Here is a 16,955-nt window from a genome sequence, read left to right as displayed (position 1 = left end):
CACCGCCAGCGCGGCGGGGCGGCCCTTGCGCGGCGGTCGCTGGCCTGGGCCGCGCCAGATTCGAACTCAGTGAGCCGCTTTGGCGCCTGGTTACCACGATGAAAACCTTTGAGATCGCCCCATGAAACTCTCTCTCGGCCCGCTGCTGTACTACTGGCCCCGCGACACTGTGTTCGCGTTCTACGAGGCCATGGCCGCCACGCCCGTGGATGTGGTGTACCTGGGCGAGACGGTGTGCTCACGCCGCCATGAGCTGCGCCTGGCCGACTGGCTGGCGCTGGCGCGCATGCTGCGGGAAGCGGGCAAGGAGGCGGTCTTGTCCAGCCAGGTGCTCATCGAGTCCAGCGCCGACGTGGGCGTGATGCACAAGATCACAGGCAACGGCGAATTTCTGGTCGAGGCCAATGACATGGGGGCGGTGAGCTGCCTTGCGCGTGCACCCGCCGGGCCGCAGGCCTTTGTGGCCGGACCGCACCTGAACCTGTACAACGCGCACTCGCTGCAATGGATGGCGCAGCTGGGTGCCACCCGCTGGGTGATGCCGCTTGAAATGTCGCAGGACGCCCTCTCCGCCGTGCTGGCGCAGCGGCCCGCAGACATCGAGACCGAGGTGTTTGCCTACGGGCGCATGCCACTGGCCTATTCGGCACGCTGCTTCACCGCGCGCCACCGCAACCTGCCCAAGGACGACTGCCAGTTCAGCTGCCTCGACCATGCTGACGGACTGCCGCTGCGCACGCGCGAGAGCGAGGGTTTTCTGGTGCTCAATGGCACACAAACGCAATCGGCCCGCGTCTACAACCTGGCCAACGAATTGGCCGCGATGCGCGCCCAGGGTGTGGACGTGGTGCGGCTGAGCCCGCAGGCGCACCACATGCCGCAGGTGATCACCGCGTTTGACGAAGCCCGCCGCGCAGTGGTTGCGAAAGAGACTGCTGAAAAGACCCCCGACTTTGTGGAGCGCATGCAGCCCTTCATGCCCGATCTGCCCTGCAACGGCTACTGGTTCGGGCGCCCAGGCCTGGAGCAGGGGCTGCAAGGGGCCGTGGGTGGTGGTGCCGCGCGGCCTGCGATGAATCCATGACGCGAAGCGAATCACCGCATGTACCCCGGAGAACGCTTCAACAGCATCAGCCACCTGGTCGGCGCCCTGCTGGCCACGGCGGGCGCGGCCGTGCTCATCACGCTGGCGGCGCGCCTGGGTGACCCGTGGAAGGTGGTCGCGTTCAGCATCTATGGCGCCATGCTGGTGGCGCTGTACACGGCCTCCACCGCGTACCACAGCGTGCGCCGGCGCGCCATCAAGGCCGTGCTGCAAAAGCTGGACCACTGCAGTATCTACCTGCTGATCGCCGGCAGCTACACGCCGTTTGCGCTGGTGTCGCTGCGCGGGCCCTGGGGCTGGTCGTTGCTGGGTGTGGTGTGGGGCCTGGCCCTGCTGGGCATCGCGCAGGAGATCTGGTGGGCACGGGGCGCACGCGTGTTGTCGCTGGTCATCTACGTGCTCATGGGCTGGCTGGCGCTGGTGGCTGTGGTGCCGCTGTGGCACGCGCTCACGCCCGTGGGTTTTGGCGGGCTGCTCGCAGGTGGGGCCTGCTACACGCTGGGCATCATCTTCTATGCGCTGGACCACCGCGTGCGCCATGGCCACGGGCTGTGGCACCTGTTTGTGCTGGGCGGCAGTGTCTGCCATTTTTTCACCGTGTTTTTCTACGTGGCCTGAGGGCCCGTCTTCTACCTATGGCTGCTTTCCCTTCTTCGCCCACGCCTGCCGCGAACCCACGGCTGGTGCCGCCTCCCGTGGGGGCTTTGCTGTCGCGCCTGCCTGCCTACCCCGGCTCGATGCTGCTGGTGACGGCGCTCAACCTGGCGCTCGCGCGGCACCTGCCCGATGACGTGGGCCGCTTGCTGCTCCACAAGAAGATGCGGGTGCAGGTGCGCGATGCGCGCGTGGCCTTCGACTTTGCCTGGACGGGCCAGCGTTTTGCACCCCACGCCCCGCTGGTGGCCCCTGCGGTGGCCGACGTGACTTTGAGCGCCACGGCCCACGACTTCCTGCTGCTGGCCCAGCGCCAGCAGGACCCGGACACGCTGTTCTTCAGTCGCCGCCTGTCGATGGAGGGCGACACCGAGCTGGGCCTGGTGGTGAAGAACGCACTCGACGCGATTGAGCTGCCGGTGCTGGACCCGCGCCAGTGGGCGCAGAAGTTGGCGCCGCGCCAGGTGCTGGGCCACCTGCGCCGCCGCCTGGACCCGACACCACGCAACGGAGGGTGAGCATGACCACCGACACCCATCCCCAGAACCACCCCTTGGTCTATTCCTGCTCCGGCTGCTCCAGCGCCGCGCAGCTGGCCAACCACGTGGCGCTGCAGCTCGACCGGCACGGCGTGGCCGAGATGTCGTGCATTGCGGGCGTGGGGGGCGATGTGCCGCACCTGATGAAGATCGTGCGCTCGGGTCGGCCCATCATCGCGCTCGACGGCTGCCCGCTGGTCTGCGTGAAAAGCACGCTGGCGCGCCACGGCATTGCGGCCGACCGGCACTACCAGCTGCAACAGTACGGCGTGAAGAAGCGCGCGCACGAAGACTTCGACCCCGTGCAGGCCGCGCTGGTGTTGGAGCAGGTGGAGGCCGACCAGCAGGCGCAGCCCCTGCGGCGCCCTTCTGTGGTGGAGCCCTCGCATGGCTGATTCTGCCCACACCCGCCGCATCATCGTCGCCATTTCGGGCGCCAGCGGCGCCGTGTATGGCGCGCGCCTGCTGCAGGTGCTGCAGGGCCTGCCCGGCATCGAGACCCACCTGGTCGTCTCCCATGCAGGCTGGCGCAACTTGCAGCACGAGCTGGACATGGACCGCCCTGCGGTGGAAGCGCTGGCGCACCGCGTGCACGACGTGGCCAACGTGGGCGCGGCCATTGCGAGCGGCTCGTTCCAGTGCCATGCCATGGTGGTCGCGCCGTGTTCCATGCGCACACTCGCCGCCATTGCGCACGGGCTGGCCGACAACCTGCTCACGCGCGCGGCCGATGTGGCCCTCAAGGAGCGCCGCCGCCTGGTACTGATGGTGCGCGAGTCGCCCCTGCACCTCACGCACCTGCGCAACATGGTGGCCGTGACCGAGATGGGCGGCATCATCTGTCCGCCGCTGCCCGCGTTCTACCTGCGCCCGCAGACCGTGGGCGAGGTGGTGGATTACAGCGTGGCCCGCGTGCTCGACCTCATCGATGTGCCGCACGACCTGGCGCCGCGCTGGGTGGGCTTGGAATTGAATGCTCTCTAATTGATAGCTGTCAGCGCATGATGAATAAGCGCTGCCGGCCTATTTTTTTCGAATATTGGTACTGATATGGCCTACCGCGACCTGCGCGACTTCATGGCCCAGCTCGAAGCCACGGGCGACCTGCGCCGCGTGGAGGGCAGCGTCTCGCCCCACCTGGAGATGACCGCGCTCAGCGACCGCGTGCTGCGCGCAGGTGGCCCGGCGCTGCTCTTCACCCAGCCCACGGGCCACCGCATGCCCGTGCTCACCAACCTGTTTGGCACGACGGCCCGCGTGGCCCGCGCCATGGGTGTGGCCGACCTGCGCGGTGTGCGCGCGCTGGGCGAATTGCTGGCCACCCTCAAGGAGCCCGAGGCCCCCAAAGGCTTCAAGGACATGCTGGGCATGGGCCAACTGCTCAAGACCCTGTGGAACATGGCACCCCACACCATGGCGCGCGGCGCGCCCTGCCAGCAAGAGGTGTGGGAAGGGCCCGATGTCGACCTGGCCCGCCTGCCCGTGCAGCACTGCTGGCCCGGCGACGTGGCCCCGCTCATCACCTGGGGCCTGACCATCACGCGCGGTCCGCGCAAGGCCCGGCAGAACCTGGGCATCTACCGCCAGCAGGTGCTCTCGCGCAACCAGGTCGTCGTGCGCTGGCTGGCGCACCGGGGCGGCGCGCTGGACTTTGCCGACCACTGCGCCGCCCACCCCGGCCAGCCCTACCCCGTGGCCGTGGCGCTGGGGGCCGACCCGGCCACGTTGCTGGGCGCCGTCACGCCCGTGCCCGATTCGTTGAGCGAATACCAGTTCGCCGGCCTGCTGCGCGGCGCGCGCACCGAAGTCACGCCCGCGCTGGGCGTGCCGCTGCAGGTGCCCGCCACCGCCGAGATCGTGCTCGAAGGCCATATCCAGCCCGACGCGAGCCACCCGAGCGGCTGGCAGCACGCGCTGGAAGGCCCTTACGGCGACCACACCGGCTACTACAACGAATGCGCCGAGTTCCCCGTCCTCACCGTGGACCGCATCACCCTGCGCAAGGACGCGATCTACCACAGCACCTACACCGGCAAGCCACCCGACGAGCCCGCCGTGCTGGGCCTGGCGATGAACGAGCTGTTCATCCCGCTCTTGCAAAAGCAGTTCCCCGAGATCGTGGACTTCTACCTGCCGCCCGAAGGCTGCAGCTATCGGCTAGCGGTGGTCAGCATCCGCAAGGCCTACGCCGGCCACGCACGGCGCGTGATGATGGGCGTGTGGAGCCACCTGCGCCAGTTCATGTACACCAAGTTCATCGTGGTGGTGGATGCGGATGTGGACGTGCGCGATTGGAAGGAAGTGATCTGGGCCATCACCACCCGCATGGACCCAGTGCGCGACACGCTGCTGGTGGAGCACACCCCCATCGACTACCTGGACTTTGCCTCACCTGTCAGCGGCTTGGGCAGCAAGATGGGGATGGATGCCACGAACAAGTGGCCGGGGGAGACCCAGCGCGAATGGGGCCGCCCCATGGCCATGGACGCCGCCGTGCAGGTGCGCGTGGACGGGCTTTTCGCAGCGCTGGGCCTGTGACCCGTCCGTGCACCACGGCGGTGCTGTGCGCTCCAGTCACGTAGAAGACAAGCACGCCCCGCGTTGTTTGCGACGATGTGCCAGCCCCGACAAAGAGGGCTCTGCACCGGCACCCGCGGATGCCGCGATGCAGCAAGGTGCACATCCCAAGGAGACAACGGCAATGCAGCAGCACCAGCCCGGCAGCATGATGGACCGGCCATTACTGGTTTCGGCCATCCTCGAACACGGCGAGAACCAGTACGGCGACCAGCAGATCGTCTCGCGCGATACCAATGGCAGCCTGCACCGCTACCGCTTTTCGGACATGGCCCAGCGCGCCCGGCAGCTGGCCAACGCATTGCAGACGCTGGGCCTGCGCCCTGGCTGCGTGGTGGGCTCGCTGGCCTGGAACAACCACCGCCACCTGGAGGCGTACTACGCCGTGTCCGGCAGCGGCATGGTCATGCACACCTGCAACCCACGCCTGCACCCCGAGCAGCTGGCCTACATCGTCAACCACGCCGACGACGAGGTGGTGCTGTTTGACACCACCTTTGCGCCGCTGGTGCGCGCCATCGCTGCGTCGTGCCCCCGCGTGCGGCACTGGGTGGCGCTGTGTGATGCCGAAATGCTGGGCACGATCGACCTGCAAGGGGTGCCCGGGGTCGAGGCGTACGAGACGCTGGTGACCCGTCAGGACGACAGCTTCATCTGGCCCGTGTGCGATGAAAAGACCGGCGCTGCGCTGTGCTACACCTCGGGCACCACCGGCAACCCCAAGGGCGTGCTGTATTCGCACCGGGCGCTGGCACTCAGTGCTCTGTCGGCCTGCATGCCAGGCGTGCTCAGCATCAGCGCGCGGGAGACCATCCTGCCCGTGGTGCCCATGTTCCACATCAACGCCTGGTGCCTGCCCTATGCGGCGCTGATTGGCGGCGCCAAGCTGGTGCTGCCCGGCCCGCGCCTGGACGCCGCCAGCCTGTACGAGCTGATGGAGACCGAGCGCGTCACCGTCAGTGCGGGCGTGCCAACCATCTGGATGGGTCTGATCCAGTACGTGGAGCAGCACCAGCTGCGGTTTACCACCATGCGGCGCACGGGCGTGGGCGGCTCGGCCATGCCCAAGGCGCTGATCGCCAAGTTCAGCGACGAGTACGACGTGGAGGTGCGCCACGGCTGGGGCATGACCGAGACCACGGCCATTGCCACCATGAGCGTGCTGGGCGCTGCCGATGCCGAACTGCCGCCCGAGGACCGCCACGTGCTGGTCGCCAAGCAGGGCAAGTCGGTGTTCGGCATCGAACTCAAGCTGGTGGATGAGCAGGGGGCGAACCTGCCGCGCGACGGCGTGGCGCAGGGCGAGCTGATGGTGCGCGGCCAGTGGATCGTGGACCGGTACCACAAGGCCGAGCGTTCGGCGCTGGTCGATGGCTGGTTCCCCACCGGCGACATCGCCACCATCAACCCGCAGGGCGTGGTGCAGATCCGGGACCGCACCAAGGACGTGATCAAGTCGGGTGGCGAGTGGATCAGCTCCATCGACCTGGAGAACGCGGCTGTGGCGCATCCGGCGGTGGCCATGGCCGCTGTCATTGGCGTCAAGCACCCCAAGTGGGACGAACGCCCGCTGCTCTTCATCGTGCGCAAGCCCGGCCAGTCGCTCGACAAGACGCAGATCCTGGACTTCCTCGCAGAGCGCGTGGCCAAGTGGTGGCTGCCCGACGACGTGCTGTTTGTGGACAGCCTGCCGCTGGGCGGCACCGGCAAGGTCCAGAAAAACGAGCTGCGGCAGCGCCATGGCGCGGTGTTCGCCGGCGAGTGACGCAACCACGCGTTGACGGCTTTCGGCTTTCCTTTCTTTCCCACTCACCCACCCCACGGAGACAGACATGAATTTGGTTCCCAGGAAATGGCTTCAGGTCGGCGCATGCGCCACAGCGCTGGTGATGGCCGCGCACGCCGGCGCGGCCGAGACGGTGAAGATCGGCTTCATCGACCTGCTGTCCGGCCCGTTCGCGCTCACCGGCCAAAGCTCGCTCAATCAGCTGCGCGAGGTGGTGGCGCAGGTCAATGCCAAGGCCGGGCCCAACGAGCCCAAGTTCGAGGTGATGGACTTCGACAACAAGGGCACGCCGCAAGAGAGCCTGAACGCGCTCAAGGCCGCCACCGACCGGGGCGTGCGCTACATCACCCAGGGGGGCGGATCGGGGGTGGCCCTGGCGCTGGTGGACGGGCTCAACAAGCTCGCCGAGCGCGACCCAGAGCGCGCGACGGTGTACCTGAACTACGCCGCCATGGACCCGCAGCTCACCAACGAGCGCTGCAGCTTTTGGCATTTCCGTTTCTATCCATCGAGCGAGATGAAAATGGAGGCGCTGACCACCTACCTGCAAGGCCGCAAGGATGTGAAGCGCGTGTACCTGCTCAACCAGGACTACACCCACGGCCGCCAGGTCTCCAAGGCCGCCAAGGAATACCTGGCGCGCAAGCGGCCCGACATCGAAATCGTGGGCGACGACTTCATCCCCATCGCGCAGACGCGCGACTTTGCCCCCTACGTCGCCAAGATGGCCGCCGCCAAGGCCGATACGGTCATCACTTCCAACTGGGGCAGCGACCTGACGCTGCTGTTCAAGTCGTCCCGCGACTATGGGCTCAACATCAACTACTTCACGCTCAATGCCAACAACCCCGGCACGCCCGCGCAGATCGGGCCCTGGGGCGAGGGCAAGGTCGGGGTGATCTGGAACTGGGTGCACAACGCCCCCACGCCCGAGCTGGAAAAGATCTACGTGGACTACAAGAAGAAGACCGGCGACGACTTTGTGTTTGCCGCGCACTGGAACAGCATGCACATGCTGCGTGAAGCCATGCGCAAGGCCCAGTCCACCGACGCGAAGAAGGTGGCCCTGGCCCTGGAAGGCATGACCTACAAGAGCCCCATGGGCGAGGTGCGCATGCGCAAGACCGACCACCAGCTCGAAGCGCCGCTGTACCTGGGCATCTGGGCCAAGCAGGGCAGCAAGGGCGTGAAGTACGACGCGGAGAAAACCGGCTACGGCTTCCGCTCCGAAGTGGCGTGGGACAACTACATCAGCGCCCAGCCGACGTCCTGCCAGATGAAGCGGCCGTCCTGAGCGCCCTGCCATCTCTGCGCCTGCACGCCACGCACTGTGCGTAGCTGCTGCAGGCGCAAACGCTTTCCTCAAGGGCACGCTCGTTGCGGAGCCTTGCCATCGGCGCGGCATCGGTCCGCAGCGCAAACGGCCGTGCATCGGGATAAGCCACCTTTAACTGCTGGCGCAAGCCGGTGATTCTTTGACTGGCGTGGCCGGCATCGGCCCCGCTCTTTCTCGCTTGTGAGCGGGGCGTGCACACGACCCACGCGCGCGGGTTCTTTCTGTGCGTGATCGCATCCACGCGCCAGCCCAGGCCCCCAGTCCGCAGCCCTCATTGACGGGTACCCCACACCTCCAACACCCCTTGCCCTGCACGCCCTGGTGGGGCGTGCGCCGCCTCGGCGCGTTGGCTCCCCTGGCTCCGTGCGGGAGGCGCAAGCCCCATGCAGGCGAGCCCTTGCTCCGCAGAGCGCGCGGCACGCCAGGTCTCCTTCTTTCGGTCTTTGCACCTGCCGTCAGATGATTTGGTTGTAAAGAAAACGATTTTTATTCGTTTGGTTTTGGCTGACCACGGCATAGATTGGTGGCTATCCCCACCCAAAACCGCTTTCCCCCACGTTCCAGGAGACCCTGTCCATGTCCGCCGAAGCCCTTGAGATCACCTTGCCCGAAGCCCTGGAGGCTGCCCGCGCAGATGCCGCTGCCCAGGGGCTGAACTACGCCGGTGGCGTGCGCCCGCCCGTGGCGTGGGAACTGGTGCGGTCAGGTCAGGCGGTGCTCGTGGACGTGCGTTCGGCCGAAGAGCGCAAGTTTGTGGGCCATGTGCCTGGCAGCCAGCATGTGGCCTGGGCCACGGGCACGGCGCTCACACGCAACCCGCGTTTTGTGCGCGAGCTGGAGGCTCGACTGGCCAAGGACGGTGGCAAGGACGCCGTGGTGCTGCTGCTGTGCCGCAGCGGCAAGCGCTCGGTGCTGGCGGCAGAGGCGGCAGCGGCGGCAGGGTTTCACCATGTGTTCAACGTGCTTGAAGGCTTTGAGGGCGAGATCGATGCCCAGCAGCACCGGGGGGGCGGCGATGGCTGGCGCTTTCACCAGTTGCCCTGGGTGCAGGACTGAACAGCGCGCTGGCCCCCTGAACTTTGCAGATTGGAAAGACCGGCACAACCGGCATGAAACCCCATGGCCCTTTTTGACATTGAACAGATCGCGCAATCCTTGAGCGCGGCCCGGCGCGAGTGGCGCGATGCGCACAACCGCCTGCAGGATGCGGGCGAACGCGAGTTCCCCTCGCGCGACGCGCTGGCCCAGGTGGTGCACCAGCTCAAGGGCGCACTCTTCCCCATGCGGCTGGGCCCTTACGACCTGCGCCAGGAGAGCGAGGACTTCTACGTGGCCCACACGCTGGACAGCGCCTTGCATGCGCTGCATGTGCAGATCGGGCTGGAGCTGCGCTACAGCGCCCGCCGCCAGGCGCTGGACGGATCGGATGTGGAAGCGCAGGCGCGCCGGTCGGCCCAGGCGTTTGCGCAGTCGCTGCCCGCCATCCGCCGCCTGCTCGACAGCGATGTGCTGGCCGCCTACCAGGGTGACCCGGCGGCGCGCAGCGTGGACGAGGTGCTGCTGTGCTACCCCGGCATCCTGGCCATGATCCACCACCGCCTGGCGCACCGGCTGTACCAGCTGGGCTTGCCGTTGCTGGCGCGCATCGTGGCCGAGCTGGCGCACAGCGAAACCGGCATTGACATCCACCCCGGTGCGCAGATTGGCGCGGGCTTTTTCATCGACCACGGCACGGGCGTGGTGATTGGCGAGACCGCCGTCATCGGCCAGCGCGTGCGGGTCTACCAGGCGGTCACGCTGGGCGCCAAGCGTTTCCCCACCGATGCCGAAGGTCACCTGCAAAAGGGTCTGCCGCGCCATCCGGTGGTGCAGGATGATGTGGTCATCTATGCGGGCGCCACCATCCTGGGCCGCGTCACGCTGGGCCGGGGTGCCGTGATTGGCGGCAACGTCTGGCTCACGCACGACGTGCCGGCTGGCGGCAATGTCACCCAGGCCAGCTCGCTGGAGTCGGGTCGTTTTGCCTCCGTGCTGGCGGGGGCTGCGCTATGAGCACGTTGGTCCAAGGTTTCGGCATTGCTGTACGCCAGTCGCGCGAGGCCCGGGGCTGGTCGCAGGAGCGCCTGGCCGAACACTCTGACCTCAACCGCTCCTATGTGGGCGAGATCGAGCGCGGCAGCGTGATTGCCTCGCTGGCCACCGTCGAGAAGCTGGCCGGTGCGCTGGGTGTTGCGGCTTCGGGCCTGGTGGTGCGGGGCGAGACCGTTCAGCAGGCCAATCGGGTGCGCGGCATCCAATTGGCGGCTATAGCCTGTTGAGCCCACAGCCTCGCCACGGGACACTCCGCGCGTTCCATTCTTCATCACTGTTTTTTTACCCCAGGGAGTTTCACTATGTCGGCAACAGTGGGCGGCACGACCGCACTCGGCGATAGCGCCGCACGGCAACTAGCCAATGCAACCAAGACCGTCCCCCAGCTGGAGACCATCAGCCCCCGCTGGCTGACCCACCTGCTGCAGTGGACGCCGGTGGAAGCGGGCATCTACCGCCTCAACAAGGTCAAGAACCCCGAAGCCATCAAGGTGGCCTGCACCGCCAAGGAGTCGGAGAACCAGCTCCCGCGCACCTTCGTGGACTACGAAGAGAACCCGCGCGAGTATTTCCTCAACGCCGTGAGCACCGTGCTCGACGTGCACACCCGCGTGTCGGACCTGTACAGCAGCCCGCACGACCAGATCAAGGAGCAGCTGCGCCTCACGATCGAGACGATCAAGGAAAACCAGGAAAGCGAGCTCATCAACAACCCCGACTACGGCCTGCTGGCGCAGGTGACGGAAGAGCAGCGCATCTTCCCGCTCACCGGTGCCCCCACGCCGGACGACCTGGACGAACTGCTGACCAAGGTCTGGAAGGAGCCAGCGTTCTTCCTGGCGCACCCGCTGGCCATTGCAGCGTTCGGGCGCGAAGCCACCCGCCGTGGCACGCCACCGCCCACCGTGAGCCTGTTCGGCTCGCAGTTCATCACCTGGCGCGGCATTCCGCTGATCCCTTCGGACAAGGTGCCCGTGGCCGACGGCAAGAGCAAGATCCTGCTGCTGCGCGTGGGCGACAAGCGGCAAGGCGTGGTGGGCCTGTTCCAGCCGGGCCTGCCGGGCGAGCAGGGCCCGGGCCTGTCGGTGCGTTTCATGGGCATCAACAACCACGCGATCGCGTCGTACCTGATCTCGTTGTACTGCTCGCTGGCGGTGCTGACCAGCGACGCACTGGCGGTGCTGGATGACGTCGAGGTCAACAAGTACCACGACTACCCTGACACCTACAAGTAATCTGCGGTGAGCAACATCCCTTCCACCTCAGCGGGCGTGCCCGACGCGCCCGAGGCACCGATCAGCCCGGCACTGCTGGCACAGATGGCCACGGCGTTTTTCTCGGCCCGGCCGGGCGAGACGCCGCAGCTGCCCTCCAGCACCCCCTCCACACCACCGGCCACAGTCCCGAGCTTTGCCCAGGCATGGCCCGGCCCGGCCGGTGTGCAGGCGCCGGTCAACATCGCGCCTGCGGGCTCGCCGCTGGCCAGCCCGGCGGGCTTGGGGCCCAGCGTGCCGGGCACGCCGTTCCCCCAAGGGCAGGTGCCGGGCGCCAACGTGGTGCCGGGCTCGCCCACGCCCGTGTTGTCGCTGGCGCACAGGGTGCCTGCCCTGCTGCCCCACGCCACCGCCGCCAATGGCGTGCCCGACACCGTGGTCACTGCCGTGCCGGGCTACGAGCCCCGCTTCGGCAGTGGCGTGCTGGGGGTGCCCGAGGCGGCGGGTGCCAGCGGTGCATCTGCTGGCAGCCACCCTGCGGCCAGCGCGTCACCGTTCTACTTCCTATCGCCCCAGCACGGGCAGCCGTCGCCCGGTGGCCACAGCGGCACGCCAGGCAATGCGTTGGGCCCCACCCGCGTCAGCGACGAACTGGCCCGCCAGCCGTTTGCCAACCTGCAAGGGGTAGACCTGCGCGGCACACCAGCGCCCTCGTCCGCACCTTTGGCGCAGGCGTCTCCTGGCACTGCCCCGCAGTTCTACTTTGCCGATGCGGTGGTGCTGCCCAGCGGCTATGTCACCCCGGCCAAGCCCGCGCCGCACGCCACGGTGCCGCTGGCGGGGCAGGGGCAGCATCCGCCGTTTGACGTGCATGCTATCCGCCGCGACTTTCCCGTGCTCTCCGAGCGCGTGAATGGCCGGCAGCTGGTGTGGTTCGACAACGCGGCCACCACGCACAAGCCCCGGGCGGTCATAGACCGCATCAGCTACTTTTACGAGCACGAAAACTCGAACATCCACCGCGCCGCCCATGAGCTGGCTGCACGTGCCACGGACGCCTACGAAGGCGCCCGCCAGCGCGTGAAGAACTTCATCAACGCGCCGGATGTGAACGAGGTGATTTTTGTGCGCGGCACCACCGAGGCCATCAACCTCGTGGCCAAAAGCTGGGGAGCGCAACACATTGGCGAGGGCGACGAGATCATCGTCAGCCACCTGGAGCACCACGCCAACATCGTGCCCTGGCAGCAGCTTGCGGCGGCCAAGGGCGCCAGGCTGCGTGTGATCCCGGTGGACGACTCGGGCCAGGTGCTGCTGGATGAATACCAGAAGCTCCTGAGCGACCGCACCAAGATCGTGTCCGTCACGCAGGTGTCGAACGCGCTCGGTACGGTGGTGCCTGTGAAGGAGATCGTGGCCCTGGCGCACCGCGCAGGGGCCAAGGCGCTGGTCGATGGCGCGCAGTCCATCTCGCACATGCGGGTGGACGTGCAGGACATCGGTGCCGACTTCTTTGTGTTCTCGGGCCACAAGGTATTCGGGCCCACCGGCATCGGCGTGGTCTGGGGCAAGCGCGAGGTGCTGGAAGACATGCCACCCTGGCAGGGCGGCGGCAACATGATCGCCGACGTGACCTTCGAGAAGACGGTGTTCCAGCCCATCCCGAACAAGTTCGAGGCCGGCACCGGCAACATCGCCGACGCCGTGGGCCTGGGCGCTGCCATCGACTATGTGAACCGCGTGGGCATCGAGAACATTGCGCAGTACGAACATGACCTGCTGGTGTATGGCATGCAGCAGCTGGGCGCCATTCCGGGCGTGCGCCTGATCGGCACGGCGGCGCACAAGGCCAGCGTGATGTCCTTCGTTCTCGCGGGCTACACCACGGAAGAAGTCGGCAAGGCGCTCAACCAGGAGGGCATTGCGGTGCGCACGGGCCATCACTGCGCGCAGCCCATCCTGCGCCGCTTTGGCGTGGAGACCACGGTGCGGCCGTCGCTGGCGTTCTACAACACGTTTGACGAAATCGATTGCCTTACGACCGTGGTACGCAGGCTGGCGGCGCAACGGCGATAGCCTGAGCCCACACCGGCTGCAGTGCCAGCCGGGTGGCGATCAAAAAAGAGGGGGAAGTGGGTGTTGTGCCCACTTCCCCTTTTTCATGGTGCGGCAGTGTGTGGATTAGCCGCTATCAGGCCACCGCCAACTCAATGGCTGCTCCGTGGGTCTGATCCAGTCCCCATGCCGGGGAAGTCTGTGCTGCAGGCGAGCTGGTGCCCAGTACCACGGCAAACGGCCCGGGGCCACGCGTGGCAAGCTGCTGCGCTCCGGCTGCGTGCGGCGCAGCACTTTGGGTTGGCTGCGTCAGTACCAGCGTGGTGGTGCCCAGGGCTATGGTGGCTACCCGCGCGCCGGCGCCAGGCAGCACAAACGGTGTGCCAATGTGTGCCGCCTGTGTCTCACCCAGCAAGGCGCGGTAGCGGGCCAGGCTGGCATCGAGGTCGTCCACCGCAATCGACAGGCTGAGCACGCCGCGTGCGCCGTTGGGGTGCACGCGGGCGTCGCCCTCTGGCACACGCAGCGCGCGGGGCGTGAGGTCTCCGCACAGAAACGGCAGATCGGCCGACGGCGGGCGGGCTGTTTGCCATTGCAGGCGCTCGCCATCGGGCCGCAGGCGGCCTCCGTCGTGCGGCCCGCTGTAGGCCAGGCCCCGGTCCTGTGCGTTGCTCACGGTGGCCGCAGTCCCAGGCGGCAGCAGCGCAAAGTCCACGATGCCGTCCCCATGCTGGTTCAGCAGTTCCCACCAGCGGTCGCCGGGCGAAGGGGAACGCCAGGCGATGAGTTCAAAGTAGGCGCCATCGGCCAACACGACCAGCGCGTTATAGGTGGGCCGGCCCGGGTGCTCGCCACCCTGCAGCACGTTAAAGCCAAGGGCGCGGTAGTCGGTGATGGTCTGCTCCAGATCCTTCACCGCGATCACGATGTGGTCGAGTGTCAATGCCATGGGGTTCCTTGTTGCTTTCGTCGAGTTCAGGCCGCCACGGCCTCTGTGGTGGCGCGTAGGGGTGCGGAGGCAACGGAGTTCACCAGCTTCACTTCGGCGTGGATGTGCTGCGGGTTGCGCAGCAGGTTGAGGATGGGGCAGGTCTGCTCGACCGCCTGAAAAAGCGCGTCGATGTCGGCCCGGCTGGCGGGTGAGTCGATGTGCACCGTGTAGGCAATGTGGTGCGGCCAGATGGGCGTGGCCTCGTGCCCAGGCTTGCCGCCGCGCGGGTCGATCACACCGCTGACCTCCACCTCCAGGCTCGTCAAAGGCACCTGGCGCAAGGCCGCCTGGATCAGGAAGATGTGTGTCACGCAGCTGCCCAGAACACCCAGCTGCAACTCGGGCGAACTCGGGCCCAGGTTGTAGCCCGCGAAGTCGGGCGGGCTGTCGCTGATGACCTGGTGGTCGCGGATGCGGATGCGGCGCACGCCGCTGCGGCCCTCGGCGCTCACGCGCGCCTGCAGGGCGGCCGGTTGTGCAGTGCCTGCGTCGATGGCGGCATTGCGCGCGAGCACGGCGGCACGCTTTTCAGCCAGGTAGTCGTTGAGGTGGCTATTCGAATGGGGCATGGATGTTCTTTCCAACGCCTTCCGCGCTCGGACATCGGGCGTGGGTAAAGCGGCGTCGCACATGCATTGTTCGGGGCCACACCCGCGCTGGAAACAAACAAAACTGCGCTCGCATATGCGGGTTTCAGATATGCCGGGCGGGGCTGTGTGCTGCGGCCTGCTTCGTCGTTTTCCGAATATGCATGCTACGTAATAGGTGCACGTTTGGATGGTGCGTCGATAGCATGCATACACATGAATCGGCCCACTGTGGGGCCGGTGTTTCATGGTCTGTCAATGCCGGTCCGGCGACGAGGTACGAACGTGTTTTCTCTGAAGAAATCAATGGGATGGAGGGTGTGGGGTGCGTCTGCGCTGGCGCTGGGCGTGCTGGTGGCGGGCTGCTCCAAGCAGGCCAGCGAGCCAGCCGCCTCCACCGGTGCCGCCACCGACCAACCCGTGCAGGGCGGCACGCTGGTGTATCTGGAGCAGCAGGCCCACACCAACCTGTACCCGCCTGCAGGGGGCTTCTATCCGAACGGCGGCATCCTCAACCAGATCACCGACAAGCTCACCTACCAAGACCCCAAGACCCTGGAGATCCAGCCCTGGATCGCCGAGTCGTGGGAGGTGAACCCTACCGCCACCGAGTACACCTTCAAGCTGAAGAAAGGCGTGACCTTCTCGGACGGCACCCCGCTCGATGCCGCCGCCGTGGCCAGGAACTACGACACCTACGGTCTGGGCAACAAGGAACTCAAGCTGCCCGTGTCCGAAGTCATCAACAACTACGAACGCAGTGAGGTGGTGGACCCGCTCACCGTCAAGTTCTACTTCAAGAAGCCATCGCCCGGCTTCCTGCAGGGCACGTCCGTCATCGGCTCGGGCCTGGTGTCGCTGGCTACCCTGGCACGGCCGTTTGAAGAGCTGGGCGATGCGACCAAGATCATCGGCTCCGGGCCCTTCGTGGTGACGGCCGAGACGCTGGGCAAGGAGCTCACGCTCACCGCCCGCAAGGACTACACATGGGGCCCCGCCAAGCACGCCCACCAGGGCCGTGCGCGCCTCGACGAGATCAAGCTCATCGTCACGCCCGAGGACAGCGTGCGCATCGGTGCGCTGCTGTCGGGCCAGGCGGGCTTCATCCGCCAGGTGCAGGCCTATGACGAAAAGCGCGTGCTCGACCAGAAGTTCGCCATCTACGCGCCCTCCACGCGCGGCGTGAACAACAGCGTGGTCTTTCGCCCCGACAACGCGCTGGTGGCCGATGTGAAGGTGCGCCAGGCGCTGCTGCATGCCACCAACACCAAGGAGATCGTGCAGACCCTGTTCTCGGCCAACTACCCGCAGGCCACATCGGTCATCGCGTCCACGGCCCTGGGCTATGTGAACCTGTCGGCCAAGCTGGGTTACGACGAGGCCAAGGCCAAACAATTGCTGGATGACGCCGGCTGGAAACTCAATGCCAACGGCCTGCGCGAGAAGGACGGCAAGGAGCTGGTGCTGGCCGCGTACGAGTCGCTGCCGCAGCCACAGAACAAGGAAACCCTGCAGCTCGTGGCCCAGCAGTGGGCCAAGGTGGGCGTCAAGCTCAATGTGCTGGCGGGCGACTCTGGCAGCCGCACCGTGGACAGCCTCGATCCCGAAAAGACCCCTGTCGCCCCCGGCATGGTGGGCCGCGCCGACCCCGACGTGATCAAGAGCAACTACTACCCCACCAACCGCAACGTGCTGCTGCAAAAGGGTGGGGTGAGCAGCAAGGTCAAGTCGTTCGAAGACACGAAGCTCAACGGTTTGCTCGAAGCCATTGCCGCCGAGACCGATCCGGCCAAGCGCCTGGCGCTCACGGCCGATGTGCAGAACTACCTGATCGAACAGGCCTATGTGATCCCGGTGTTCGAAGAGCCGCAGGCCTTTGCGGGTGCGCCTTCGGTGAAGGGTGTGGAGTTTGAGGCCGTGGGCCGCCCCAGCTTCTACGGCACGTGGATTGCGGCAAAGCACTGATCTTTGGAGGGCACCCGCCTGTCAGGCCTGATGCCCTCGGCCGTGGAAGGAAAGT

The 16,955-nt window shown here is 66.8% G+C and carries 16 protein-coding genes; 14 read left to right on the top strand and 2 right to left on the bottom strand.

Features of this window, described 5'->3' with window-relative positions:
- Positions 1–121: 121 nt before the first annotated feature.
- The 13 genes from ARADN35_RS0118720 (at position 122) to ARADN35_RS0118660 (ending at position 13,378) form a co-directional block, all read left to right on the top strand.
- The gene (locus ARADN35_RS0118720) at positions 122–1,084 is read left to right on the top strand and encodes a U32 family peptidase (protein ID WP_010464841.1); all 963 of its coding nucleotides are present in this window, start codon (positions 122–124) and stop codon (positions 1,082–1,084) included.
- Positions 1,085–1,102: 18 nt separating this feature from the next.
- On the top strand, positions 1,103–1,723 hold the full coding sequence (gene trhA, locus ARADN35_RS0118715) for a PAQR family membrane homeostasis protein TrhA (protein ID WP_010464839.1): 621 nt from the start codon (positions 1,103–1,105) through the stop codon (positions 1,721–1,723).
- A 17-nt stretch (positions 1,724–1,740) separates the two neighbouring features.
- A complete protein-coding gene (ubiT, locus tag ARADN35_RS0118710; protein ID WP_010464837.1) occupies positions 1,741–2,277 on the top strand; it encodes a ubiquinone anaerobic biosynthesis accessory factor UbiT in 537 nt (178 codons plus the stop codon).
- Between the two features lie 2 nt (positions 2,278–2,279).
- Entirely contained in the window at positions 2,280–2,693 is a 414-nt protein-coding gene (locus tag ARADN35_RS0118705; protein ID WP_010464835.1) for a putative zinc-binding protein, read from the top strand.
- Positions 2,686–3,282, top strand: a complete 597-nt coding sequence (locus ARADN35_RS0118700) for a UbiX family flavin prenyltransferase (protein ID WP_010464833.1) — start codon at positions 2,686–2,688, stop codon at positions 3,280–3,282. The genes ARADN35_RS0118705 and ARADN35_RS0118700 overlap by 8 nt, the downstream gene beginning before the upstream one ends.
- Before the next feature lie 66 nt (positions 3,283–3,348).
- Complete coding sequence (ubiD, locus tag ARADN35_RS0118695; protein WP_010464831.1) at positions 3,349–4,836, top strand: 4-hydroxy-3-polyprenylbenzoate decarboxylase; 1,488 nt, start codon at positions 3,349–3,351, stop codon at positions 4,834–4,836.
- A gap of 163 nt (positions 4,837–4,999) precedes the next feature.
- A complete protein-coding gene (locus tag ARADN35_RS0118690; protein WP_010464829.1) occupies positions 5,000–6,640 on the top strand; it encodes a long-chain-fatty-acid--CoA ligase in 1,641 nt (546 codons plus the stop codon).
- Positions 6,641–6,707: 67 nt separating this feature from the next.
- Positions 6,708–7,955, top strand: a complete 1,248-nt coding sequence (locus tag ARADN35_RS0118685) for a branched-chain amino acid ABC transporter substrate-binding protein (RefSeq protein ID WP_010464826.1) — start codon at positions 6,708–6,710, stop codon at positions 7,953–7,955.
- 618 nt (positions 7,956–8,573) lie between these two features.
- On the top strand, positions 8,574–9,053 hold the full coding sequence (locus ARADN35_RS0118680) for a rhodanese-like domain-containing protein (protein WP_010464824.1): 480 nt from the start codon (positions 8,574–8,576) through the stop codon (positions 9,051–9,053).
- A 63-nt stretch (positions 9,054–9,116) separates the two neighbouring features.
- Entirely contained in the window at positions 9,117–10,049 is a 933-nt protein-coding gene (gene epsC / locus ARADN35_RS0118675; protein ID WP_010464823.1) for a serine O-acetyltransferase EpsC, read from the top strand.
- Positions 10,046–10,315: a helix-turn-helix domain-containing protein gene (locus ARADN35_RS0118670; RefSeq protein ID WP_010464821.1), complete on the top strand. Its 270-nt coding sequence runs from the start codon at positions 10,046–10,048 to the stop codon at positions 10,313–10,315. The genes epsC and ARADN35_RS0118670 overlap by 4 nt, the downstream gene beginning before the upstream one ends.
- 75 nt (positions 10,316–10,390) lie before the next feature.
- Positions 10,391–11,323, top strand: coding sequence for a family 2A encapsulin nanocompartment shell protein (locus ARADN35_RS0118665; protein ID WP_010464819.1), 933 nt, complete (start codon positions 10,391–10,393; stop codon positions 11,321–11,323).
- A gap of 6 nt (positions 11,324–11,329) precedes the next feature.
- On the top strand, positions 11,330–13,378 hold the full coding sequence (locus tag ARADN35_RS0118660; protein WP_010464817.1) for a family 2A encapsulin nanocompartment cargo protein cysteine desulfurase: 2,049 nt from the start codon (positions 11,330–11,332) through the stop codon (positions 13,376–13,378).
- Between the two features lie 115 nt (positions 13,379–13,493).
- Here ARADN35_RS0118660 and ARADN35_RS0118655 read toward each other — a convergent pair whose 3' ends face one another.
- Together ARADN35_RS0118655 and ARADN35_RS0118650 are read right to left on the bottom strand one after the other, a co-directional pair.
- A complete protein-coding gene (locus ARADN35_RS0118655) occupies positions 13,494–14,306 on the bottom strand; it encodes a VOC family protein (RefSeq protein ID WP_010464815.1) in 813 nt (270 codons plus the stop codon).
- A gap of 26 nt (positions 14,307–14,332) precedes the next feature.
- Positions 14,333–14,917 carry an OsmC family protein gene (locus ARADN35_RS0118650; RefSeq protein WP_010464813.1) on the bottom strand — a complete coding sequence of 195 codons (585 nt, stop codon included), beginning with the start codon at positions 14,915–14,917 and terminating at the stop codon, positions 14,333–14,335.
- 324 nt (positions 14,918–15,241) lie between these two features.
- On the opposite strand from ARADN35_RS0118650, the gene ARADN35_RS0118645 reads away from it, so the two are divergent.
- Positions 15,242–16,900, top strand: a complete 1,659-nt coding sequence (locus ARADN35_RS0118645) for a TIGR04028 family ABC transporter substrate-binding protein (protein WP_035197516.1) — start codon at positions 15,242–15,244, stop codon at positions 16,898–16,900.
- Positions 16,901–16,955: the final 55 nt, after the last annotated feature.

It is taken from the genome of Acidovorax radicis N35 (assembly GCF_000204195.1).
Classification (GTDB): Bacteria; Pseudomonadota; Gammaproteobacteria; order Burkholderiales; family Burkholderiaceae_C; genus Acidovorax; species Acidovorax radicis.
Note: the sequence above shows the minus strand (reverse complement) of the source record. Positions and strands in the feature narration are given on the sequence as shown.